Consider the following 22,588-nt stretch of genomic DNA (forward strand, 5'->3'; position numbering starts at 1 on the left):
ACCACCCGCGACCCCCCCCCCCCCCCCCCCCCCCCCCCCCCGAGCGGGCTAGGGCGCTTGGGGCACCGGAGCGGCAGCGCGCTGAGCGGAGCGCGTCCCAAGCTCTCGTTGAGGTGATCCGAAGCATCGCGCCCCGGTCATGGCGCGCGGTCACGAGTGTGATGCAGCGGAGAGGTCGCGCGCGAGCACGCCATCTCCTACAGGCCAGAGATTCTCGACCTCACTGCAACGCCACAGCGAGGTCCGCACGAAACTCATCCGATACGCCCGGGATCGCTTCCAATAGCGAGGAGAGGGGCATCGTCGCGAGCGGCGACGTGGTGTCAAGCGGCAAGCCGGGGAAGTGTCGCGTGAACGACTTGGCGACGCTGTCCCAGACATCGGGTACTCGAGAGATATCCAGGATCGACGACTGGAACGACAGCGGAGCGGGCTGTCCGTATCCTTCGGAGACCTCGTACTCCCACTGGTGCTCTCCGGAGGCGACCTCGAAAGGATCGGCGCTCGGGTGTCCCGGAAGGACCACGGTGGCTTTCGTTCCTTCCGGGATGGTGACCTCGACGCGAGCCCGCCCGTCGGTGACGGACCAGTCGACGGCGATCTGACCGCGGACCGTGTCGTGGACTGTGCGCGCCGAAGTGAGCCCGCCACCTGGCTGAGGGGCGATCCGGACGCTGGCGTAGCCCGGCTCGGTTCGTTGAATGCCTCCGACGACTCGGTGCAGCCAGTCGCATACGGCGCCGAGGGCATAGTGATTCAGGGACGTCATGCCGGTGGAGTTGAACGTCCCGTCAGGAAGGACTGCATCCCAGCGCTCCCAGACCGTTGTCGCTCCCATGGTGACGGGGTAGAGGAAGGACGGGCACTCGGTCTCCAGAAGCAGCTTGTATGCGGCGTCCAGCTGCCCAGTTTCGCTGAGTGCGTCGGTGACGAGTGGGGTGCCGGCGAAGCCCGTGGAGATACGGTACCCACGCTCCGCGACAAGCGCCGCGAGACGCTCGCCAGCCCGCAAGCGCTGCGCCTCATCCAGCAGGTCGAAAGCAATAGCCAGGGCGTAGCCCGTGACAGATTCTCCGACGAGGCGTCCTGACTCGGCGACGTACTCGCGTCGGAACGCGGCGCGGACTCGTTCGTCGAGCGCGGCGAACTCCGCCGCGTCGTCGGCGTGTCGGAGGAGCTGAGAAGTGCGCGCCATCTCCCTAGTCACCCGGCAGAAGAACGCGGACGCCACGAAGTATCGGTTGGTCTTTGCAGCCATGGGGTTGTTGGCCGGCGCGTCGGGGTCCAGCCAGTCTCCGAACTGGAACCCGCTGCTCCACAGGTCGCGTTCGTCGAGGAGGCCCGCGACCTGACGGACGTACGTCGTCATCGATTCGTAGGCGTCAGAGAGAACTCCCGTATCGCCGTACTCCTGGTAGAGCGTCCACGGAAGGCTGACCGCGACGTCGCTCCACAGAGCGACCGCGCCGGCCCACTGAGGCAGCGCGCCGGGCACGACCCAGGGAACCTCGCCAGTGGCGAACTGCTCCGCGGCGAGGTCCTTCAGCCACGATCCGAGCACACCGCGAACATCGTAGAGATAGGCGGCGGTGGGGCCGAACGCATTGATGTCGCCGGTCCAGCCGAGACGTTCGTCGCGCTGCGGGCAGTCGGTCGGAAGTCCGACGAAGTTCCCGCGCATGGACCACACGACGTTCTCGTGGAGCTTGGTGACCAGGGGATTCGACGTCTCAAACCACCCTGTGCGGGTCATATCGCTGTGCACGACTATGGCGCGAATGGCGTCGGGGTCGAGTTCGCCGGGCCAGCCCGTGATCTCCGCATATCGAAAACCATGGAAGGTGAAGCTGGGCTCCCACGTTTCGATGCCGTCCCCGCCGAGCGTGTATCGGTCCGTGGCAGCAGCGGTCCTGTTGGATTCGACGTCCAACTCGCCGGCGGGATTCAACAGCTCCGCATGCCGGACCTCGACGGTCGTGCCAGCGTCACCGTTAACGGTGAGGCGCACCCAGCCCGCGATGTTCTGTCCGAAGTCGACGACGTATCCGCCCGACGCGGCCGAGGCAACGGAGACGGGAGCGAGTTCCTCGATGCGTCGGATCGGCGGGCCGACGGGGTCGACGAGCGTGTTCGGGTCCCACTCATATGGCTGCGCGGCGGACCACTCCGAGTCGTCGAATTCGGGGGCGTTCCATCCGGTCGGATCGAGCCTGGCGTCGAAGTGCTCGCCGTCATAGAGGCTGTGGGTGATGACCGCCCCGGTCCCGACACGGAACGAGTCGTCGGACGCGATGGTCTCGACGCGGTCGCCGTAGTGCAGCTCGAGCTTCGCATAGAGCGCGGGGCGCTCGGCGTAGACCTGTCGGGCGCCTTCCCAGCCCAGTCGCCCGACCGCCCACCCCTCGCCCACGATGGCACCGAAAGCGTTGGCGCCTTCGCACAGCAGCTCGGACACTTCATACGTAGACACATTGAGACGGTGCTGGTAAGAGGTCCACCCCGGGACCAGCACCTCATCCTGCCCGACCTGTTGCCCGTTCAAATAGGACGTGACGACTCCCAGGGCCGTCACCGACAGTGTGGCCCGGACGAGTCCTTCTTCGACGATGAACTCGCGGCGGAAGTACGGTGCAGGATCCGCGACGTCAGCAGTGCCGGTCGCGCTGATGAAGAGAGGAGACGTTGCCATGAACGGATGGTCCTTTCGAGTGAACTCGCCTCATTGACGCGAGCCAAAGCTGTCAGTGGGATGCGGGAAGACCGTCGGAGTCACTCATGAGGCGGCGCAGGCGGCGGCGCTCCGCCTGCTCGACGGGATCTGCGACGGGTGCGGCAAGCATGAGCTTCTTGGTGTAGTCGTGCGACGGATCCTCGGTCACCGTGTCAACAGGACCGGATTCGAGGATCTCTCCGCGATACATCACTGAGACATCGTGGCTGATGTACCGGACGGCACCGATGTCGTGGGTGATGAACAGGTAGGAGACGCCCATCTCCTGCTGTATGTCGATGAGGAGATCGAGGATTCGCAGTTGCGTCGACAAATCGAGAGCCGAGACGGGTTCATCGCAGACGATCACCTTCGGGTCAACTGCAAGAGCTCGCGCGATGGCAACCCTCTGTCGCTGTCCGCCAGAGAACTCTCGAGGGAGTCGGTCGGACGCGTCGGTTGGGAGTCCCACATGGTCGAGCAGCTCCCGCACCCTGAGCCGGGCGCTCGCCTTGCTCCGCCCATCGGTGACGAGCGGCTCTGAGAGGATGTCGGCGATGGTCATCGATGGGTTCAGGGACGAATACGGGTCCTGGAACACCACTTGGATTTCGCTCGACAGCCGCTTCTGTTGCGCACGGCTCTGACGAGAGACGGGGGAGCCTTCGTATTCGATCTGGCCCGACGTCGGTGTCACCAGTCCCACGATTGCCCGCCCGAGGGTCGTCTTCCCTGATCCGGATTCTCCGACAAGCCCTAATGTCTTTCCGGCGTGAAGGTCGGCGGAGACGCCGTGCAAGACCTGCGTCGGCTTTGCTCGCCATCCACGCCCGGCGTACTGGACGACGAGGTCTTTCACACTCAGAAGCGCGGTGGTGCTCATGCGTTCAGCTCCCGTGCTGAGCGTGATGGACGATTCTCGAGGTTGGCTGCGAGCAGGGCGCGGGTATAGGGGTGCTGGGGCTCGATCAGAACCTCGGCGACCGACGCCTCCTCAACGATCTCTCCCTGCTGCATGACTGCGACTCGGTCGCAGATATCTGCGACGACTCCGAAATTGTGGGTGACGAGCAGCATCGCTGTTCCGGTCTCCTTCTGCAGCTCGCGCAGCAGGTCCAACACCTCGGCTTGCACGGTGACATCGAGCGCTGTGGATGGCTCGTCTGCGATGAGTAGATCTGGTTTCGTGGACAGTGCGCCGGCGATGAGAGCGCGCTGTGCCATGCCGCCGGAGATCTGGTGCGGGTACGACGCCATGACCTTCTGCGAATCGACGATTCCAACCCGGTCGAGCATGGTTCGCACCATTTTCTGAGCGTCCTTCTTCGACATGCGGGTGTTGGCGCGAAGCCGCTCTGTGAGCTGGCTGCCGATTGTGAACATCGGGTCGAGGTTTGTCATCGGTTCCTGCGGAATGTACGCGATGCGTCGGCCGAGGAGTTTCCGCATTTCCTGCGGGGATGTCGTATCCAGCCGCTGCCCGTCGAACACGATGTGTCCATCTGTGACGATTCCGCCGGGGCTGAGGAGGCCGAGGATGGCCAGCGACGTCTGGGTCTTGCCGCTGCCGGACTCTCCGACCAACCCGAGCACCTCTCCCTCTCGGATGGTGAGGGACACTCCATGCACCACCTCGACGGACTGTGTACGAGTGGTCTGGTACGCGACTCGCAGGTCCCGCACGCGCAGGATTCCGGTTTCTGCGTCTGTTTCCAGCGCGCTGTCCGCCGCCGCACGTGTGCGGCGGCTTTTCGCTGCCGCAGCCGGCGACACCCGCGTGGTGTTTCCTTCCTCCAACGCGTCCCGGAGAGCGTTTCCGATGAGTGACGAGGCCCCAGCGGTGAGGCCGATCATGAGCCCCGGCCACAGCACGAGCAGAGGGGCGGTGTAGATGGTTCGAAAAGCGTCGGCGAGCATCACGCCCCAGCTGGGGAGGGACGGGTCGCCGAGACCGAGGAAGTCCAGACCCGCCTGGATAACGACGGCGAGGCCGACCGCGCCGGTGATCTGGATGAGGAGCGGACCGCGGACGACGATGAGGATGTGCCGGAAGAGGATCCGTCCGGTTCCGAGTCCGAAGACGCGGGCGGCATCCACGTACGCGTCGTTGCGTACGGCACGGACGTTGGCTCTGGTCATACGGAAGAAACCGGGCGACACGAGGATGCCGAAGATCGTCATGGAGATCCAGATTGACCGACCGAGAGCTGCGGCGGAGGCCATCAGGATGATGATGCCGGGAAGCGACATCAGAAGGTTGGAGACCCATTCGCCGATGGTGTCGAACCAACCGCCGAAGTAGCCGGCGAGGAGCCCAGTGGTGACTCCGAGGACGCTGGATACAACGAGCACGATGAGCCCGGACAGCAGACTGGCCTGCCCTCCGTAGAAAAGCCGCGCGAGGACGTCCCGGCCAACTCCGTCGGCGCCGAGAAGATGTTCAGGGCTTGGTGCGGCGAAGGCGAGACTCAACGAAGTCTCGTTGGGGTTGTACGGGACGAGGAACGGAGCGAGCACGCTCACCGCGACGATGAGCAGCAGGACGATGGACGCGATGACGCCCAACGGTTCGCGCAGGAAGCGCTGGAAGGCGTTGCGGCGCTTCCGAGGGGCAACGACAGCGTTGGCCACGGTGAGAGAGGTCACGAGAGACGCACCTTCGGGTTGAGGAAGCCATTGACCAAGTCGATGACGAGGTTGACGATGATGACGATGGCGACCGAGAGCACGACCACCCCCAGCACGAGGGGGAGATCACCGGTCGCGGTGGCGGTTTCCGCCACCGACCCGATCCCGGGAAGCGCGAAGACTTTCTCGATGATCACCGTTCCGCCGAGCAGGCCGATGAACTGCAGCGAAAGCACGGTCAGGGACGGCGGCGCAGCGTTGCGCAACGCATGGACGAACAGGACGCGGCTCTCCGGGATGCCCGCGGCGCGTAGCGTGCGGACGAAGTCTGACCCGAGCACGTCAATCAGCGAGCCGCGAAGAATCTGTGCGGTCGCCGCGATGGAGCCGATGGCGAGCGAGGTGACGGGAAGGGTGATGGTGGAGAGCCATCCTGCCGGTGACGTTGTGAAGTCGATGTATCCCGTAGCAGGGAAGATCCCCAGTCCGACGGCCAAGGTCGACACGAGGACGAGGGCGACCCAGAATCCGGGGAGCGCGAAGCCGACCACGGCGATGATCTGCACGGCACGGTCAACCCACCCTCGGTATACGGCCGCAGCAACGCCGAGCACGGTTGAGAGCACGGCTGTGACGATGACGGTGGTCACCGCAATCGTGAGCGTCACGGGCAACCGTGCGGCGAGGACCGTGGTGACACTCTCGCTTGTGAACCATGAGCGTCCGAGATCTCCCTGGGCGGCGCTGAGTAGCCATGACCCGAATCGAATGAAGAACGGCTGCAGGAGACCGAGATCTTCCGCTCTCTGCTGAACCTGCTCGTCAGAGGCCAACGGGCCGAGGATTCCGCGAGCGACGGCGGTGCCACCCGTGAGGTTGAGGAGCGCGAAGGTGAGGAGAGAAACGACGACCAGCAGAACGATGCTGGAGCCGAGGCGCTTGGCGAAGTACGTGATCATGGGTTACCTCAGGCTCAGTCGGCCGGGCGGCTGATGCCGCCCGGCTGACCTCGTCACTTAGCGGGCGAGAAGTTGTACAGGCTGGGGATCGTCTGCTGGTACTGCATCTCCACCGAGACCTTCTCCGGGTTGGTCGCGTACGGAGACGCCACGCGGAACCAGGGAGCGAACCAGGCGTTGTCGACCACGTAAGTGTTCACGGCCTGGACAGCATCGGCCTGAGCGGCATCGTCGGTGGCCGTCCGGACTTCTTCGATGAGTGCGGTGAGTTCCTCGGTCTGATCCTGCAGAGGATTCCACGGTGCCGTCGGTGCGATGAGCTGGTTGATCATCTCCCAGCCGCCCTTCGCGCCGAACTGCATCGGGTTGATACCCGTCTTGCCAGTGGTCATCGAGACGAGGAACGTGTTCAGGTCCTGGGTCTCCCACGTGACGCGGATTCCGACCTCAGCGAGCTGCTGGGCGTACACGGCGAGGGTGTCTGCCGGGGTCGCCGAATACACAATCATCGTGACGTCGAAGCCATCCGGGTAACCGGCTTCAGCGAGAAGATCCTTCGCCTTTTCCGGGTCATAGTCGTAGGCGTCGTCGAGTTCGGGCACGTACCCGGGGTCCTCCGGGCTGAAAATCTGCGTCGTCACTGTGCCGTACCCGCGGACCACGGTCTCTAGGACCTGGTCACGGTCGATTGCGTAGTTGAAAGCCTGACGCACACGCACGTCCCCGAGGGGCTCAGCGAGTTGGCCAGTGCGGTCGAACATCATGAACCCGGACCAGTCGCCCTCGACGGTGTCGATCTTCGCCCCGGCGCTTTCGAACTGGGCGAGGGTCTCGACCGAAGCCGGGACGGCGTCGACCTGACCGGACGCGAACGCGTTTGCGATGGCCGCCGGGTCCTGAAGCACCCGGATCTCGACGTTGTCGAAGTCGACGATCTCTTCGTTCCAGTAGTCCTCACGCGCCTCGAACGCGTAGACGCTTCCCGAGGTGCTGCCGCTTGCGTCGTACTCATACGGCCCTGAGCCGGAGGGAACCGTGGCCAGGTCGGGGTCGGCGAGGCCCTCCATGCTGACCTGAAGACCGGCGACCGTTGTGAGGTACGAGATCAGCGACGGGTTCGGGGCGGAAAGATTCAGCACGATGGAGCTGCCTTCGCCGACCGCGACCGACTCGAGCTCAGCGAGCATCGACCCCTGAGGTCCGCCACCCGCCTTGAAGTGCTCGAGGTTAGCGACCGCGACCTCCGGGGTGAACTCCTCCCCATTGGAGAAGGTCACGTCGTCGCGAAGAGTGAGGGTGAGTTGGGTGTTGTCGGTGTTGTACTCCCAGGCCGTCGCCAGCCACGGCTCAATCGTGCCGTCCGGAGCTTTGTGCAACAGCGAGTCGTAGACAGCCTGTGCGTACTGCAGCTGGTTTCCGGCGTCGCCCATCTGCGCCGGATCGAACGACTGCGGTGCATTCGCGAGTCCCAGTCTCAGTGTGCTCGTCTGCTCGGCCTGCTGCGTTGTCGGGCTGCAGCCCGACAGTGCGAGCGCGGCTACAGCGACAGCTGCGACTGCGGCGCCGGTGTGGATACGGGTAGGCATCGACTGAACTCCTTCGTTCTGACACAGGTGTGGGACGCAAGCCGATTGAAACGAATCATCGACGGCTCAGCCACCGTACATCCGGATTGTCCTGAAGACAATCTCAGACATGAAACGAATGCACTCCGGTGTATCGAACGCGCAGAAGCGACCCCGACGCGTGGGCGCCGGTTTTCGCGGCCAGGTGCGCCCGAGGTGAGGTGGCTGCTACGCCCCGCTTGCCATCGCGGACGCGCGTTGGGCGGCGTCGGATGGCGCGGCGAGCTGCGTGACGGACACGCCAGAGGTCTTTTCGATCTGATGGTCCAGGCGGTCGTCCATGCTCGCGACCAGGCGGACCACCAGTGTCTCTAGCTGGGTGAAATCGTCGTCGCTCCAGTCGTCGAAAATGAGCTCATATGCATTGCTGGAGACGGCGACGATCCGCTCCGCGACCTCTCGACCTGCCGGGGTAAGACCGATGACACTCTGGCGTCCGTCTTTGGGGTCGGGCATTCGGCCGACGAGGCCGGCCCCCTCCAGGCGTCGGACAATCTTGCTGACATTCGAGCGGCCAGTCCCGATGGCATCAGCGACATCCGTCGGGCGTGCGGTCGTGCGGTAAATCAACTGATTCAACAGCAGGAATGCCGGCATGTCACCCGGGAGCGGGAAAGCACTCGCCTCGAGGATCGACTCACGCACAGCGGTCGAATTCATCGACGTCAGAAGTGCTTGCAGCGCGAGCGAGAAGTTTGCGCCCCGCCCATGGAAGAGCGGCGCGGAGCTCACCTCGACTTCGCGGAGGTCGATGCTCTGCTGCGGTCGTCGTGCCATACCCAACAGTATGCACAGGCCCAAGAAGCGCATCGGATCTGATTGTCGTCAAGACAATCAGGATGTACAGTCTCCTCGTAGCGTGTCGTCGCAAGTGGACGAGCGCTCGGGCGGTTCGCCGGTCACCCCTTCGAAGGAGAAGCCATCGTGTCTCATACTCGCACCGTGCGTCCTTGGTGGGTCGCGGTCGTTTCCGGAATGGCGTCATACATCGATGCCGCCGCCATCGTCAGCTTCGGGACGGCGATGGTCCTCTTGCAAGCGACCATCGGCCTTACGCCCGCAGAGATCGGGCTCGCATCGGGTGGCCTTACCTTCGGCATCGCAATCGGCGCGGTCGTCGGCGGCCGACTGGGCGACAGATTCGGACGTCGGCCGATCTTCACCATCACGATGCTCCTCATCGTCATCTCCGCTGCCGGTCTCGCTTTCGCGGACTCCTTCCCGGTGATCATGGCGGCTGCTGTCGTTCTCGGGTTCGCGACCGGCGCCGACCTCCCGGTGTCGATCTCGACCATTGCCGAGGCCGCAGCTGACCACAACCGCGGCCGACTCATCGGCTTCACCCAGCTGCTGTGGGCTGTGGGGATCATCGTGAGTTCCTTCCTCGGCGCGGGGGTTGCCAGCCTCGGTCGCCTCGGCGCGCAGCTTCTGTTCCTGCACATCGCTGTCGTCGCACTCATCGTTCTCATCAGCCGGCTGACGATTCCCGAGTCCGACAGTTGGGTACGGGCGCGTGACGAGCGCCGCCGTGGCATCTCCACCGTTCGCGCCGACCGCGCGTCGGTGCTGGATCTGCTCCGTGGGTCGTACCGGACGCCGTTCCTCGGACTCCTCGCCTTCTATGCGCTTACGAACATGGCGGCGAACACCGGCGGGCAGTTCGGCAACTACCTCCTGGTCAACGCTGGTGGGGTGGACCTGCAGACCGCGACCCTCATCGGCCTCCCCTTCATCCCTCTGGGAATCGTGGCAGCCCTGTGGTTCATGAAGATCGCTGATTCTCCGAAGCGGATGACGTACTTCATCATTGGCTCGGTGTGCTGGGTGGTCGCTCAACTCGTCTACGTGTTCTTCGGCATCAGCGTCACCACGGCCATCGTCGCCGGCCTTATCGGAATCATGGGCACCGCCTTCGCCTCCGAGGGCATCATGAAGATCTGGACCCAGGAGCAGTTCCCGACGCTCCTGCGCACCACCGCACAGGGGGCCATCATCTCGGTCGCTCGACTGTTCGCGGCAGCGCTCGCGACGGTCACACCGCTGCTGGTCGCGTGGAGCCCGAACATGTTCTACCTGTTCCTCGCTGTCATCCTGTTCGTCGGCTGCGGCATCGGATGGCTGGTCTTCCGAACCCGCGACGAGCACAACGAATTCGATGTTGAAGCGCGGGAAGAACCGGTCGCCGTCCCGTAACCCATTCACCCGCGCACCCGCGTCGGCAGAAAGGAACCCCATGAACCCGCTGATCCCACAGCTGACTCTCGAAGAGAAAGCCGGGCTCGTCTCCGGCGAGAAGTTCTGGACGACCCGAACAGTCGACCGTGTCGGCATCCCGACCGTCACCATGACCGACGGCCCGCATGGTGTCCGGATGCAGCGCAAGGGCGAAGACCACCTCGGTATCAATGCGAGCGAGCCTGCAACCTGTTTCCCGACTGCGAGCTCTACCGGGTCGACTTGGAACCCGGACCTCCTCCGTCAGATGGGAGCCGCACTCGGGGATGAGAGTCGTGCACTAGGGGTGGACCTCCTCCTCGGACCTGGCGTGAATATCAAACGCTCCCCGCTCTGCGGACGGAACTTCGAGTACCTCAGCGAGGACCCCTTCCATGCGGGCGTGTTGGGATCAGCATTCGTGCAGGGCGTGCAATCTCGAGGTGTGGGCACGTCGGTCAAGCACTTCGCAGCGAACAACCAGGAGACAGACCGTATGCGAGTCGATGCGCAGGTCGACGAACGCTCCCTGCGCGAGATCTACTTTCCCGCATTCGAACGCATCGTGCGCGAGTCGAACCCGGCCACCGTCATGTGCTCGTACAACAAGGTCAACGGCATCTATGCATCGCAGAACCGCTGGCTGCTGACCGACGTGCTCCGCGGCGACTGGGGCTACGAAGGATACGTCGTGTCCGACTGGGGCGCGGTCGTCGACCCGGTTGCCGCGGTTGCCGCAGGCCTCGACCTCGAGATGCCCAGCACGGGTGACCGGAGCCCAAACGCCATCGTCGCCGCCGTCCGAGCGGGCGAACTCGACGAGGAACTGCTCGATAAGGCGGTGTCCCGCGTGCTTGATGTTCACGAGCGGCTAGCCCGCGCGCGGGAGCAGTCCGCGCCGCTCGACATCGACGGACATCACGCCCTTGCTCGCAAGATTGCCGCCGAAGGCGCAGTCCTCCTCTCCAACAACGGCGGCATCCTTCCGCTGTCCGCTGCGGACGGTGGGCAGATCGCCGTCATCGGAGAGTTCGCCCGGACTCCGCGCTACCAAGGTGCCGGTAGCTCACACGTCAACCCCACCCGCCTGGACGACGCGCTCACCGAGATCAGTGCGCTGACCACGAGGACCGTGGAGTTCGCGCCGGGCTTCACCTTCGACGGAACCAGCGACGAGCTGATGCACTTTGAGGCCGTCGATCTTGCCTCGAAGTCTGAGGTCGTGGTCCTCTTCCTTGGTCTGCCCGACCGGGACGAGTCCGAGGGCTTCGACCGCACGCACCTCCTCCTCCCCGAAACGCAACGAGAGCTGCTGTCGAAAGTGGCCGCCGTCAACACGAACGTGATCGTCGTCCTCAGCAATGGCGGAGTCGTCACGCTCGATGGCGTTGCCGGGGTCGCCCCCGCAATCCTCGAGATGTGGCTGGCAGGCCAGGCATCCGGAGGCGCCGCCGCGGACGTGATCTTCGGCATCGTCGAGCCCGGCGGACGACTGGCCGAAACCATTCCGCTCGACCTCGCGCACACGCCCGCACACGTGAACTGGCCTGGAGAAAATGGAATCGTCCGCTACGGCGAAGGCCTGCACGTCGGCTACCGGTGGTATGACGCAACAGACCGCCCGGTTGCCTTCCCCTTCGGTTACGGCCTTGGGTACACGACCTTCTCGTATGACGGCCTGACCGTGGATGTCCCGGACGCCGGCGTCGCACAAGCAACCGTGACGGTGACTGTCGCGAACACCGGCCGTCGCGCTGGGTCCGAGGTGGTCCAGGTGTACATCACCGATAACGCCGCGTCCGTTGCTCGACCCCTGCGTGAGCTCAAAGCGTTCGAGAAGATCTGGCTCGAGCCAGGCGAAGAGCGGGTCGTGACATTCTCCCTCGACGAGCGCTCGTTCGCTTTCTGGGGTTTGACGGGCTGGACAGTGGAACCGGGCGAATTCACCGTGCACGTCGGCTCCCACTCGCAGCATCTCCCATTGCAGGAAGTCATCACTCTCAATACCGAGGTGCCGACCGTTCCGCTGAACTCTTATTCCACCTTGCAAGAGTGGGCAGACCACCCTGTCGGTCTTCGCGTCCTTCAGGAGGCGATGACCAACTTGGGCCAGTCTGCCGACGCTCTGACCAACGAGGAATCGCTGCCACTCTTTGGTTCCATGCCGCTACGGACCATCCTTGGTTTCGCGCAGCAGAGTGCAGACGTCTCGTTTGACATCGACGAGGCTATCGAGCAGTTGCTCGGCGCAGTGGACATGGCGTCCAGCGCGGTGAACGACGAGAACTGACTCAGGTGTGGCTTGACCGGATCGCGCCGCCCTACGTCCCACGTGCCGACCTCCCTCTCGCATTACAGCCGATCGCCGCTCAGCGCGTGGACGGTATCTACCGCTGCATGTTGATCGACGCCGCCTGGGTCGCCTACTTCGAGGACAACGCCGCTGAGCGCTCGATCGATCTCGCCACCCGCGCCGACGACCTATACGACGGCTCGCCGTCCTCGGTCGCCGTGACCTACGGCGGCCGGATCGTTGATTCGGAGTTGGCCGCTGCGAACGGCACCTGCCGCGGAATGGTCGGCAACCTGAAGGCCGCTCCCGCGGCTGCCTCGGCCTCTGCGGCCACCAAGCCCGACTGGCAGGACTATGCGCCCGAGCAAGTCGAATGGTGCAGCAACATCACGAGCGCGTGGGAGGCCTACTTCCAGCAGGGCTGGGTGTGGGCCTCCGCGGTGACGCCTATCAGCGCGAAGCCGCCGGCCGGGTGAGTGCGAATGCGCTCATCTGACGCCGCCCGTCGCGCACGCTGCCCATAGGCCGCGGCGGTCGCGCTCGGCGGCGTCCTGGGCGGTTCTGTGAGCGTCCTGGCCGTCATAGGCGGCGCCGTAGGTGTATTCGTACCCGGCGCCGGTTTTGATGAGGGTCAGGGCGACGCTGTGACCCTCGTGGTGGACGTGCCGCAGTAGCCGGCCGTACCGGTCGACGTCGGCCTGGGTGGGGTCCGCGATCAGCTCGACGTCGCTGCGATAGATCAGCTCGTCGAGCATCGCCCGCGCCTCCTGCGCGAAACACTCGTCTGTCTTCCCACCCCGGCCGATCTCAGAGGTGTCTATCCCGATGATCCGCACCCGCTGCGCGCCGGCGCCGGTGTCGACGTCGATCGTGTCGCCGTCGACGACTGCGACCACGACGCCGCTCGTCGACGAGCTGCCGGCGTCAGCGCCGCTGAGTGGCACGCATGCGCTGACGCAGATACTCGCCCCGAGCAGGATCGGGGCGAGTATCTGGCGTCGCGGGCTCATCGTGGTCAAACCCGGCTGCGCTGCCAGCGCGCGGCCAGCGCGATGAAAGCGGCAAGGACGACCCCGCCGAGGAGAGCGATCGCGGGGCGCCACTCCCCCGCGATCGCGCACGTCAGCAGCGTTATTAGGGCAGCGAAGAAGGCCACGAAGCCGGTTCGGATCGCCCACTGCGTGTAGCCGCCCAGGGCGGCGAACAGCGCGGCGAGGACGACCGCAATGAATGCGACGCCTGCGGCGACGGTCGCGAAACCTGTGAGCGCTTGGATAAGTCCGGGGATGGGTGGGATCTGCGGCTTTATGTCGGGCATGCCGGACTGCGGAACCATCGCGGGTCAGTTCCCCGCCGGCGCTGGCTCTGCTGTAGCAGGGCCACGCCGAACGGGCTCGACGGTGGCTGTCGCGTGGGCGAGGTCGGGACCGATCGCGGAGGCGTCGATGATGCGCCGGTACACGGTGCCTTCGCGGCCCTCGAACGACGCATCCCGCTCGGCACCGACGACGATCACCGCGTCACCCTTGCGCAGCGAGCTCGCGGCGTTCGCGCCGAGCTCGAACTTCGCCTCGACGTAGTGAGCCAGGGGCTGGTGCCCCTCGATTCGCTCGTCGCCGCGGTACTCGTAAGTGTTCTCGAGCACCGTGAACTTGGTGATCTGGATGCGGCCTGCCTGCTGCACCTCGGGGTCAGCGGAGAGCCGGCCGGTGACGAATCGTACGGACATGGGGGTTCCTCTCTCTCGGTGGTCAGCGCGGCAGTGGCGCGCCGGCGTTCTGCATGAACGGCTCGGGGTTGATCGGCTTGCCGTTGTTGTGGATCTCAAAGTGAAGGTGGCACCCGAACGAGAACCCTGTCTCGCCCATCGTGCCGATCTGGGTTCCCGCGGTGACCTGGGTCCCCTTGGTGACCCGCAGGCTGCCGTCTTCCATGTGGAAGTACCCGGACTCGATGCCGTTGCCGTGGTCGATCCACACGACGTTTCCGCGGTAGGGCTGCACACCGGCGAAGGTCACGGTGCCGCTGCCAGCGGCCCAGATCGGGCTTCCGCATGACCCGGTGGCCAAGTCGGTCCCCTTGTGGCAGCTTTCGCCTGGGCGGTCGATTTCGCACGAGCCGAATCGGTCGGTCATCTTCCCCCGGGCGGGAACGACCCACTCCCCCGTGCCTGCGCTGCACGCCGTGGTCAACGCCGTAACGATCGCTTTCGCGTCGGCCTCGAACGGGGCGTAGTGCTGAGGATTGTCGTTGACCTGCACGGCGTGGATCGCGAGGGTCGCGGGCATCGTCTGCCACCCATCCACGCTCGTCAGCCGACCGTAGAACAGCGCGGCCGAGCGCGAGGGGTCCATTCGCTCCTGGACGGTGCCCCACGAATCCTGCTGCTGGAACAATCCGATCGACGTCGTACGCGACCCGTCCGGGTTCGTCACCCCCGACGTCTCCCAGTCTCCATAGGTGACGTTCCGCAGTGACGACTCCCCCATCGCGGTCATCACCGCGAGGATCTGGCCGTGCTGGTCGATGCCGAGATCCATGCCGGCGCGGACGATCGCCGCGGCGTTGGTGAGCTGGTCACGCTTGTAGCCGTTGACCTCGGCCGGCAGTGAGCCGGTGTCGGCCATACACATGCCGGCGGCATCGGCGCGCTGCACCGATGCGAGGATGAACGCCACCCCGAAGGTCAGGACGAACCCGACCACCGCGACGATCGCAACCAGCTTGATCTTCATGCGTCAGCCTGGCCGTCCCCTCGCGTCTCCTCGGCGGTTTCGGCCTGGCCGTCGCCTCGCATGCCCTCGTCGGTGTCGGTCAACCCGATTTCGATCGATGAGCGCACGTGCTGCACGTGCGTCTCGGGAACGCTGCCGTACTTGAAGACGAAGTGTCCGGGGGCAAGGTTCTGCAACGTCTCAGCGGTCGACGGGTCGAACCCGAACGTCTGCACCGCCCAATTGGCATCTTCCTGACGGTCCTGCCGGAAGATGTAGATGCTCTGAGCTTCGCTGATGACAGTGCGGCCGGGGGAATCAGCGGGGATATCGGCGCCCTTGTGGAACACGAAGACGTTGCTCAGGCCGAGCCCGCGGGAGAGCTTCTGGTTGGACTTCAACAGGTGAGCCGTGGGGCCCTGCACCATGTCCCACCCCTCCTCGTTGATGCACGTCGTCTGCCATCCGGGATCGGCGCGGAGCCGGCCCAGCATCCACTGGTTGCCGATCGCGCGGACCACGTGCGACGACGGCCCCTCGCCAGGAAGCTGTGAGATATCGAAGCTGGTCAGCTTCCCTGTCAGCGCCACCTCTTTGCTGGTGTCGCCGTCGAGCAGGCCGCCGTACTCCTCCAACAGCCCTTCGAGGGTGAACCGGACCCCAAGGCCCGCCTGATGCAGCCGGTCGCGGGCTTGCTCGCTGCCGTTCAGCTCTTCGGCATCAACGTCGCCCAGCAGCGGCAGCAGGTCGCTCATAGTCGGCACCCGCCGCGCGTCCTCGAACTGCACGAGAGCACGGGTGAGGGCCGAGCGCGCCGCCTTCTCCTCCCACTCGTCGATGCGCTCACCGTCACGAGCAATACGGAGGATCGCGTGCAGCAGCCGGTAGGTGCCGGCAGAGCCGATCTGGTTCACGATGAGCGGATCGAGCAGGTTCAGCCGCGACCCGGAACCGTCCGTGGTGAACCGGATCGGTTCACCAGTCCCCCACTCGCGCACCAGCTCGGCGTACTCGCCTTCACCGCCGCGGTTCTTCTTATCGAAGATCACCGCGCGCCGGCGGCGGATCAGCAGCGGACGGATGACATAGACCGTCTTCACGAACGACGATTTACCTCCGCCGACACCGCCAGCAACGACGGTGTTCGGGGAGGAGATCAGACGGGGATTTGAGTTGTATGCGGTGATCGGATCATGGGCGATGAGGGTGTGCGAGAGCATGTCGCGGCCGTTCGCGACGCCGGCGGTTCCCGTGACCGGGCCGATGAGCGCGGTGTTCAGCACGGAGGTCTGCCGGGTCGTCGAGGGGGCTCCCTCGAACACCGGCGCGTAGTACCCACGTCCCGCCTTTCGAGTGTTCACACGCCGGTTACGCCCGGGCAGCTCATAGGGCGAGATCTCGCCGTGCGTCTCGTCGACGTCGGCGGTGATCTCCGCAACGGCAACGTCGGACTGCTTCTTGCTCCGCCGCGACCGGCGGGGCGTCGTGCTCTCGCTCACGCGATCGCCTCCTTGTCTCCCCCGCCCGCGATGACGCGCATAGCTCGTGCACCGAAGGTGGGTACGTGCGGGCGCAGCCCGCGCGCGATGGGCCAGGTCGTGCCGCTTGCTGCGGCCTGGTACGAGTCCAGCCACTCCAACCGCTGGATGCCGACTTCGTTGGCGCAGACCTCCGCGAGCTCCCGGCTCGCTGAGGCGAGCCGGTCGCGGCTGTCGGTGGTGATGGTGATGAAACCGACCCAGTTCGCGCCGTGGTGTCCGCTGCCTTCCGCGAGGTCGCTGCGTCGACGCTGAGCGGCGAGGATCTTCACCTTGCCCTCGTCCAGCGGGATCTTCCCGTTCGAGGTCTCGGAGATCTCCGCGGCCATGTCCGACACGAGGTCACGGCGGGCGGCGTGGCGGGCTTCCCCCGCGGGGATCAGCTCGACGTGGAAACTGACGGTGCGGATCATGTCCAGCTCGCGGCCGACCAGCAGCTCGAGCAGCCACAGCGGGCGCCGCTGCGCGACGGTGAGTGATTCCGCGCGGATCACCGCCGTGCGGTGCCACCACTCAACGTGCTCGCCCGATTCCGGGTCGATGCCCTCCACGACGTGAGCGGAGTACTCCCCGCCCCGGGCTCGTTCTCCGGTGCTCGTGGGTTCCATGTCTCGCACCAGGTCGAGGGGCCGTGAGGGATTCTGCATGTGGCGGATCACCGCCACAGTTCCGCGAGCGGTGAGCGGTTCCGCCCACGAGTGTCGGGAGTCGAGCAGCCCGCGGCGGAACGACTCGATCTCGGCTGCCATGAGCTTGCGCCACCCCTCACGACCGGTGCCGTACTTGCGTGCCTGTTCGACAAACCGGGCGTTCACGGGCCAGCGGCCCACGACGTAGTGACGCTGCACCATGGCGCCACGAGACGACTCGATCAGCACCTCTTCATAGGACTTTTTCGCCCAATCGGGTGCGTCCTCGTCGATGTTGTTGAGCACCCAGAACTCCTGCAAAGCGGTGTCTGCCGGCAGAACCCGGGTGACCGACTGCATCATGCGCATCAGCGAGCCCGGAGCGGCCTTGCTGGCCTGGAAGGCGCCGAACGCTTCGGCGCCGCGTACGACGTTCTCGGACGACTCCATGCCGCGCAACTGGCCGCTCACCGAAAACGCGACGCTCAGGTAGGGCTCTTCCCCGGTCGGGCCGTGCCAGGCGATCCCGGGGACGCCACGGCCGGACTGCAACCAGCCCATCCCGTCGCAGCCGTCCGGGTTCGCTCGCATCGCGTTCAGCTCACGCGCCCATTCGATGCGGCCGGCCCGGTCAGCCTTGTCCTTGGTCTTGCTCGTCTGCTCAAGCGCGGTGGTCAGCAGCGCCGCACGATCGGCGTCGTACGGAATGAACTCATCCGCGTGCGTGCGCTGCGCGAGCTGGTGCCGTCGCGAGCGGCGCCGACGTTCGATGATGCTCCCGTTATGGGTGCCGCTCGTGAGGATGACGAGGACCGTCACGCCCACCAAAGCGGAGACGATCGCGACCCACCCGAGGGCCGGCGTGAAGACCATGCCGACACCGATAATCGCCACCGTGCCCCATCCGCGGGACTTGCTCTGGGTGCCCCAGAATCCGCGGTGGCGGCCCTCGCCGCCGAGGATGTAGATGCCGCGCTCGGATTCGTACTGTGACTCGCTCACTGCGGGCGCTCCTTACCTTGAACGGGCGGGGGTGTGACGGATTCGTGTGCTGTCTCGCTTGCCTTCCTCGCGACGGTCTGCGCACCCTTCGCGGCCACGGCGGTCCCCGCGCTAATTGCCGTTGACGCCTTGGTGCCCGCACTGGCCAGGGAGGGCGAGCCGGCGCCGGTGGGCTGCTTCGCGCGTACCTTCCCCGCGTTCTGTGCGCCGAGCTTGGGGGCAATGGAGCCCGCAGCGTCGCTCGGTCGCGCAGATGTGCGAACGGTCTGACGCGTGGGCGCTGCGGGCGCCTCACGGCTGGGAGCGCGGTGCGACCGGCCGGGCGACGTCGGCCCGATCGGTGTCGTCGGCGTCGAGTCCGACGTCGGCGCCGCGGCGATGCTCTTTCGAGCCCACGTGATCAGCACGAACGGCAGGAAGACGGCCAGCACGATCGCCATGACGGCGATGATGACGCGGGCGAGGTTCTTGAACCCGTCGTTACCCCATGCGGCCACCGAGTCGATCGGCAACCGGAACGCGAATCCGAGTGCGAGGAAGAGCAGAGGCTGCACAAGGAGCATCCCCACCCACAGGCCAACGGCTCGCGACGCGGCAGCACGGCGACGCGGGTCGACCATCCATGCAATAGCGATGGGGATGAGCGCGCCGGTGAAGTACTGGACGACGAGCTGGAAGATGAAGATGAACGGGATGATGAGCATGCCCAGCGTCATCGCCCAGATGACGATCATGCCCACGACGGCCGCGCCGGTCATCTTCGCGGGGTCGTCCGGGGCGATGGTCGAGAACGTCTCGACCATCTGATCGATCGATCCGCCATAGGCCCAATCGATGATGCTGCGGGTCAGCAGTCGCAGCAGCTCGATGATCGACAGCCCAATGAGAGGGCCGAACATCGCGCCCATGATGAAACCGGGGAAGTAGAGCCCGATCGACTCGAAAAGCTCCTGCCCGCTCTGGTCGCCCTTCGCGACGCGCACGAACTGCGGGAACAGCAGCAGAACGGCGAGCATCAACGCGAGCGCGAACGACACGGCGTAGGTGCTCAGGAACGACTGCAACGTGAGATCCGGGAGAGTCGACTCGGTGATCGCCGGAATGACGTCCCGGCTGAGGCTGATCGTCGCGTCACGGCCCGACTTGTACATGTTCCCGAACGGGTCGGACCAGAAGTTGACGACCCCGCCCACAGCGTCGACAGCACCGGACACACCGTCCGTGAAGTCACCCCAAAGGTCGATGCGGCGCATCAGCAGCCCCCCGGGATGACCGTTCCTGTGGTGCGAAGTGTGTTCGCATCGTCCTTGAACTCACCGTCTTCGATCGCCCACCCGTTATCGGTCCAGACGACGCCATAGGAAGGCATGAAGTTGAGCGTCGGATTGATCGCGCCCTGGAGCACCAGCGGCATCATCAGCGTGAGATCCACGCGCTGATCCGTGAAGCTGTCCACCCGGTAGTAGCCGTTCAGGCTGGTGAGGTAGAACTGCGACGCATCGACCTTCTCGGCAGATGCAGCCGACTGCGCGAGGTTCGGCGCGACAGACGCAACACCGTCGATGAGCGCAACCTCTTCGGCGGGTACGACCGGCTTCTGCCCGATCCACCGCGTAAACGCGATCGCGAAGGAGACGGCGCCCTCGGGCGTCTGCGGTGCTGCGGCCTGCGCGTCGAGCACGGCCTGCGGCCCGCGGGAGTCGCCTCCGAGGCAGCCGTCGACGCCCGCCACGGCAGGGGGGGAGGTCGTGGCGGGCGTCGACGGGGTTTGTGGGGTTGTGGGCTGAGCGGGCGCCGCGGTGTCGTCCCCGCGGCTGCCGAGGAATACGCCGAGCCCGATGCCGCCGGCGACGAGGAGCGCGGCGGCCACGATGACCGCGACCCATACCCAGCGGCGGCGCGGTGCTGTCGTCGGCGTGCTCATGGTCAGGCGAAGATCGCGATGATGGCGCCGACAACGACGGCGAGGGCGACCAAGACGCCGAGAGAGATGCTGGCCCACAGCACCTGCTTCTTGCCCTCTGCGACGGCGGCGGGGTTGCTCTCGCCGTTCTGGCCAACCTTCACGATCGCCTGGATGAGGAAGACGATGCTGATGACGATTGCGATCGCCCAGACACCGGCGAGGATCTTCTGCCACAGCTCGGTGAACTGCGCTCCAAAGATCGTGAAGTCGGGGATGATCCCGTCAAGCGGATTCTGCATGTCACTGCGCCTTTCGTAGTTCGGTGTTGAGTTGCTCGACCACGCCGGCTGTCAGTCGGGTGATTGCGTCCTTCGTGGCAGGCGCGAGCTGGCCGTAGACGAGCGTTGTGCGCTCAGCGATGTGGTGATCCATCGGCAGGTGGTAGACCGCTCGGATGCCGGCCTTCTCGATCAGCTCGTCTGCGTAAGCGCTGACCTCGGCATCCTCGGGCCGGCCGTCGTGGGTACGGACGACGATCGCGTTTCGTGCCAGATGCGCGGCGTGGCCGCCGACCTGGTGGAGGTGCCGGAGGAGCTGCATTGCGCCTTGCAGCGCGTCGAGAGCGTCCAGCACGGGGATCACGAGAACGTCGGTGACGTCGAGTGCCCCGTGGAACGCGCTCGAGCTGGGCTGGTTGCCGGTGTCCATGACGCGGACGGGAAAGAACTCGTCGATCTTGCTGGTGATCCGCTTCACGTCCTCGCCGCTTAGGGGCTCGCGGTCGCCCACGGTGCCGATCACGGATGCGTAGCTGGTTTGCTGCGAGACGTAGCCGGCGAGGTGGCCGGCGCCGCGGATCTGGTCGAGGTCGCGCAGCAGCTCGGCGACGCCGACGCTCGCGCGGCCTTCGGAACGCACCGACAGTGCGCCGGGGTCGTCCGCTACCTCGACAACCACAGCCCCTCCCCCGCGGGTGGTGGCAAAGCAGCCACCGATCGCGAGTGAGAGGGGTGTCTTCCCCACGCCGCCTTTGGGATTGGCGACGAGGATCCCGACGCTGCGCTGCCAGCGCGACAGTCGGATGAGCGATCGAGCGCTTCCCAGCTCGGCTGCGGCAAGTTCCGCGGGGCCCTGCTTCACCTTGAAGCCCAGGTTTCGTGCGACGGCCCGCCAGCCCAGCGACGGCGCCTCTGCGGCACGTTCGCGTCGGTTGATGCGGAGATCTACCGACGGGACGCCGCCGGCCGCCTCGGGCTCACCCTGCGCTTCATCCGGCAGGGGAATATCGTCGATCACCGCCGGAGGCTCGGCCGGTGCAACATCGTTGCGGAACCGGTTAAGCAGATCATCCGATGATGAAGCTTGCGCCTTATGCGTCTTGTCCCCCATTTGGGGGACAGATTCACCCTCTCGCGGCGATGTCGACAACTCGACCGACTCGACATAGCCCTCGGCGCGTGACGCGCCTCGGAAGCTTGTATTTTCGACCTTTTCAGTCACTTCGCACCCCCTGCGTGCACCATGCTAACGACGGGCGATCACGCGCTCCCCACGGGAAGCGAAAACTCGCCCTCGAATCAACGGTAACGCGTTACCCGAGATGTTGGATGAGAGTGCTTTAACAATCCGGGTCAGGCCGTTGCTGGCACAATGAAGCCATGCCGATTCGCACCCCGATACCCGACCTGACGGGGGAACCGCTGAACGCGCATCGGGTCATTCAGAACGAATCGCGCCTGATCTGCCTGCGGTATCTCCTCAGCGTCGAGTCCGCATCCCGCGCCGAGATCACGCAAGCCACCGGCCTTGCAGTGACCACGACTGTCGAAGCTCTCGCAGAGCTGGAAGAGCGCGGTTACGTGACGGACCCCAACATGCCCGCGCATTCGCGCGCCGGCAGGCGCCCGCAGTACAAGGCGAACAGGGAACGTGTCACGACCGAACTTCTCGCGTTCGTGAGCTGGGTCCTCAGGTAGTCACGCCCGCCGACATGGGGCTCGAGGTTGACACGTACGTGTCAACCGGGCGCAGCGAGAAGCTCTCGCGGTCGGGACGTTAGGCCCGAAATTTCATCCATATGGGCGATGAGCGTCGGGGCTGCGGGTTACTGGCTCCAGAGCGCAAGAATCGCTTCCTCGATGAGGACGCGCTTTGACGCTTTGCTTCCGCGCCTTGCCTTCTCGCGCGTGACCGCTGCATCGAGCACGGCCGCCACGTCGGGGCTGATGCGTGTCGCGAGCTGCACGGTCACTTCCGCACCCCCAGCGAGGGGGGCCGGCGCGGTCGGCGCGTTGAGGCGCGTGTTCGCTGTCGTAGCCGGCGACGGAGCTGCCGCGGGCGCCTCGGCGCCCTTGCCCTCGACGGGCCTGT

At 65.5% G+C, this 22,588-nt stretch carries 21 protein-coding genes; 4 read left to right on the plus strand and 17 right to left on the minus strand.

The annotated features are described in order from the left end of the window. Nucleotides 1-220: 220 nt before the first annotated feature. From ACLBWJ_RS15365 to ACLBWJ_RS15390, 6 genes are all read right to left on the minus strand, one after another. Nucleotides 221-2,689 (minus strand): glycoside hydrolase family 78 protein, encoded by a 2,469-nt coding sequence (locus ACLBWJ_RS15365; RefSeq protein WP_447660671.1) that lies wholly within the window; start codon nucleotides 2,687-2,689, stop codon nucleotides 221-223. A 52-nt stretch (nucleotides 2,690-2,741) separates the two neighbouring features. After that, the gene (locus ACLBWJ_RS15370; protein WP_447660672.1) at nucleotides 2,742-3,593 is read right to left on the minus strand and encodes an ATP-binding cassette domain-containing protein; all 852 of its coding nucleotides are present in this window, start codon (nucleotides 3,591-3,593) and stop codon (nucleotides 2,742-2,744) included. Further along, nucleotides 3,590-5,356, minus strand: coding sequence for a dipeptide/oligopeptide/nickel ABC transporter permease/ATP-binding protein (locus ACLBWJ_RS15375; protein WP_447660673.1), 1,767 nt, complete (start codon nucleotides 5,354-5,356; stop codon nucleotides 3,590-3,592). The genes ACLBWJ_RS15370 and ACLBWJ_RS15375 overlap by 4 nt, the downstream gene beginning before the upstream one ends. After that, nucleotides 5,353-6,297, minus strand: coding sequence for an ABC transporter permease (locus ACLBWJ_RS15380; protein WP_447660674.1), 945 nt, complete (start codon nucleotides 6,295-6,297; stop codon nucleotides 5,353-5,355). The genes ACLBWJ_RS15375 and ACLBWJ_RS15380 overlap by 4 nt, the downstream gene beginning before the upstream one ends. 53 nt (nucleotides 6,298-6,350) lie before the next feature. Then, nucleotides 6,351-7,883, minus strand: a complete 1,533-nt coding sequence (locus ACLBWJ_RS15385; RefSeq protein ID WP_447660675.1) for an ABC transporter substrate-binding protein — start codon at nucleotides 7,881-7,883, stop codon at nucleotides 6,351-6,353. Between the two features lie 207 nt (nucleotides 7,884-8,090). Beyond that, a complete protein-coding gene (locus ACLBWJ_RS15390; RefSeq protein WP_447660676.1) occupies nucleotides 8,091-8,699 on the minus strand; it encodes a MarR family winged helix-turn-helix transcriptional regulator in 609 nt (202 codons plus the stop codon). A gap of 198 nt (nucleotides 8,700-8,897) precedes the next feature. Between ACLBWJ_RS15390 and ACLBWJ_RS15395 the strand changes: the two genes are divergently transcribed. From ACLBWJ_RS15395 to ACLBWJ_RS15405, 3 genes are all read left to right on the plus strand, one after another. Beyond that, nucleotides 8,898-10,115 (plus strand): MFS transporter, encoded by a 1,218-nt coding sequence (locus ACLBWJ_RS15395; protein ID WP_447660677.1) that lies wholly within the window; start codon nucleotides 8,898-8,900, stop codon nucleotides 10,113-10,115. Between the two features lie 40 nt (nucleotides 10,116-10,155). Continuing rightward, the gene (locus ACLBWJ_RS15400) at nucleotides 10,156-12,426 is read left to right on the plus strand and encodes a glycoside hydrolase family 3 C-terminal domain-containing protein (RefSeq protein WP_447660678.1); all 2,271 of its coding nucleotides are present in this window, start codon (nucleotides 10,156-10,158) and stop codon (nucleotides 12,424-12,426) included. A gap of 107 nt (nucleotides 12,427-12,533) precedes the next feature. Then, nucleotides 12,534-12,905, plus strand: a complete 372-nt coding sequence (locus tag ACLBWJ_RS15405; protein WP_447660679.1) for a hypothetical protein — start codon at nucleotides 12,534-12,536, stop codon at nucleotides 12,903-12,905. A 12-nt stretch (nucleotides 12,906-12,917) separates the two neighbouring features. On the opposite strand, the gene ACLBWJ_RS15410 is transcribed toward ACLBWJ_RS15405, so the two are convergent. The 10 genes from ACLBWJ_RS15410 to ACLBWJ_RS15455 all read right to left on the minus strand — a co-directional run bounded on the left by ACLBWJ_RS15410 (nucleotide 12,918) and on the right by ACLBWJ_RS15455 (nucleotide 21,646). Then, complete coding sequence (locus ACLBWJ_RS15410) at nucleotides 12,918-13,325, minus strand: thermonuclease family protein (protein ID WP_447660680.1); 408 nt, start codon at nucleotides 13,323-13,325, stop codon at nucleotides 12,918-12,920. 119 nt (nucleotides 13,326-13,444) lie between these two features. Beyond that, entirely contained in the window at nucleotides 13,445-13,747 is a 303-nt protein-coding gene (locus ACLBWJ_RS15415; RefSeq protein WP_447660681.1) for a hypothetical protein, read from the minus strand. Between the two features lie 24 nt (nucleotides 13,748-13,771). Continuing rightward, entirely contained in the window at nucleotides 13,772-14,158 is a 387-nt protein-coding gene (locus tag ACLBWJ_RS15420; protein ID WP_447660682.1) for a single-stranded DNA-binding protein, read from the minus strand. A gap of 22 nt (nucleotides 14,159-14,180) precedes the next feature. Then, nucleotides 14,181-15,164, minus strand: a complete 984-nt coding sequence (locus ACLBWJ_RS15425; protein ID WP_447660683.1) for a M23 family metallopeptidase — start codon at nucleotides 15,162-15,164, stop codon at nucleotides 14,181-14,183. Next, entirely contained in the window at nucleotides 15,161-16,363 is a 1,203-nt protein-coding gene (locus tag ACLBWJ_RS15430) for an ATP/GTP-binding protein (protein WP_447660684.1), read from the minus strand. Before ACLBWJ_RS15430 ends, ACLBWJ_RS15425 begins: the two co-directional genes overlap by 4 nt. A gap of 275 nt (nucleotides 16,364-16,638) precedes the next feature. Continuing rightward, nucleotides 16,639-18,312, minus strand: coding sequence for an SCO6880 family protein (locus ACLBWJ_RS15435; RefSeq protein WP_447660685.1), 1,674 nt, complete (start codon nucleotides 18,310-18,312; stop codon nucleotides 16,639-16,641). Then, nucleotides 18,309-19,565: a hypothetical protein gene (locus ACLBWJ_RS15440; protein ID WP_447660686.1), complete on the minus strand. Its 1,257-nt coding sequence runs from the start codon at nucleotides 19,563-19,565 to the stop codon at nucleotides 18,309-18,311. The genes ACLBWJ_RS15435 and ACLBWJ_RS15440 overlap by 4 nt, the downstream gene beginning before the upstream one ends. Then, nucleotides 19,565-20,182, minus strand: coding sequence for a hypothetical protein (locus ACLBWJ_RS15445; protein WP_447660687.1), 618 nt, complete (start codon nucleotides 20,180-20,182; stop codon nucleotides 19,565-19,567). The genes ACLBWJ_RS15440 and ACLBWJ_RS15445 overlap by 1 nt, the downstream gene beginning before the upstream one ends. A 56-nt stretch (nucleotides 20,183-20,238) precedes the next feature. After that, nucleotides 20,239-20,517 carry a hypothetical protein gene (locus ACLBWJ_RS15450; RefSeq protein ID WP_269268735.1) on the minus strand — a complete coding sequence of 93 codons (279 nt, stop codon included), beginning with the start codon at nucleotides 20,515-20,517 and terminating at the stop codon, nucleotides 20,239-20,241. Between the two features lies 1 nt (nucleotide 20,518). Continuing rightward, complete coding sequence (locus ACLBWJ_RS15455) at nucleotides 20,519-21,646, minus strand: MinD/ParA family ATP-binding protein (RefSeq protein WP_447660688.1); 1,128 nt, start codon at nucleotides 21,644-21,646, stop codon at nucleotides 20,519-20,521. Between the two features lie 230 nt (nucleotides 21,647-21,876). On the opposite strand from ACLBWJ_RS15455, the gene ACLBWJ_RS15460 reads away from it, so the two are divergent. Beyond that, the gene (locus ACLBWJ_RS15460; RefSeq protein WP_114587665.1) at nucleotides 21,877-22,194 is read left to right on the plus strand and encodes a hypothetical protein; all 318 of its coding nucleotides are present in this window, start codon (nucleotides 21,877-21,879) and stop codon (nucleotides 22,192-22,194) included. Between the two features lie 128 nt (nucleotides 22,195-22,322). Here the strand turns inward: ACLBWJ_RS15460 and ACLBWJ_RS15465 are convergent, their stop codons facing one another. Continuing rightward, entirely contained in the window at nucleotides 22,323-22,469 is a 147-nt protein-coding gene (locus tag ACLBWJ_RS15465) for a hypothetical protein (protein ID WP_447660689.1), read from the minus strand. Between the last annotated feature and the right edge of the window lie 119 nt (nucleotides 22,470-22,588).

It is taken from the genome of Microbacterium sp. M4A5_1d (assembly GCF_053345465.1).

Bases quoted from the DNA above. Each gene is read 5' to 3' on its own strand.
- ACLBWJ_RS15365 (WP_447660671.1), bottom strand. From the start codon at position 2,689: ATGGCAACGTCTCCTCTCTTCATCAGCGCGACCGGCACTGCTGACGTC.
- ACLBWJ_RS15415 (WP_447660681.1), bottom strand. From the start codon at position 13,747: ATGCCCGACATAAAGCCGCAGATCCCACCCATCCCCGGACTTATCCAA.
- ACLBWJ_RS15370 (WP_447660672.1), bottom strand. From the start codon at position 3,593: ATGAGCACCACCGCGCTTCTGAGTGTGAAAGACCTCGTCGTCCAGTAC.
- ACLBWJ_RS15460 (WP_114587665.1), top strand. From the start codon at position 21,877: ATGCCGATTCGCACCCCGATACCCGACCTGACGGGGGAACCGCTGAAC.
- ACLBWJ_RS15440 (WP_447660686.1), bottom strand. From the start codon at position 19,565: ATGCGCCGCATCGACCTTTGGGGTGACTTCACGGACGGTGTGTCCGGT.
- ACLBWJ_RS15395 (WP_447660677.1), top strand. From the start codon at position 8,898: ATGGCGTCATACATCGATGCCGCCGCCATCGTCAGCTTCGGGACGGCG.
- ACLBWJ_RS15430 (WP_447660684.1), bottom strand. From the start codon at position 16,363: ATGCTCTCGCACACCCTCATCGCCCATGATCCGATCACCGCATACAAC.
- ACLBWJ_RS15400 (WP_447660678.1), top strand. From the start codon at position 10,156: ATGAACCCGCTGATCCCACAGCTGACTCTCGAAGAGAAAGCCGGGCTC.
- ACLBWJ_RS15380 (WP_447660674.1), bottom strand. From the start codon at position 6,297: ATGATCACGTACTTCGCCAAGCGCCTCGGCTCCAGCATCGTTCTGCTG.
- ACLBWJ_RS15385 (WP_447660675.1), bottom strand. From the start codon at position 7,883: ATGCCTACCCGTATCCACACCGGCGCCGCAGTCGCAGCTGTCGCTGTA.
- ACLBWJ_RS15390 (WP_447660676.1), bottom strand. From the start codon at position 8,699: ATGGCACGACGACCGCAGCAGAGCATCGACCTCCGCGAAGTCGAGGTG.
- ACLBWJ_RS15450 (WP_269268735.1), bottom strand. From the start codon at position 20,517: ATGCAGAATCCGCTTGACGGGATCATCCCCGACTTCACGATCTTTGGA.
- ACLBWJ_RS15405 (WP_447660679.1), top strand. From the start codon at position 12,534: ATGTTGATCGACGCCGCCTGGGTCGCCTACTTCGAGGACAACGCCGCT.
- ACLBWJ_RS15425 (WP_447660683.1), bottom strand. From the start codon at position 15,164: ATGAAGATCAAGCTGGTTGCGATCGTCGCGGTGGTCGGGTTCGTCCTG.
- ACLBWJ_RS15420 (WP_447660682.1), bottom strand. From the start codon at position 14,158: ATGTCCGTACGATTCGTCACCGGCCGGCTCTCCGCTGACCCCGAGGTG.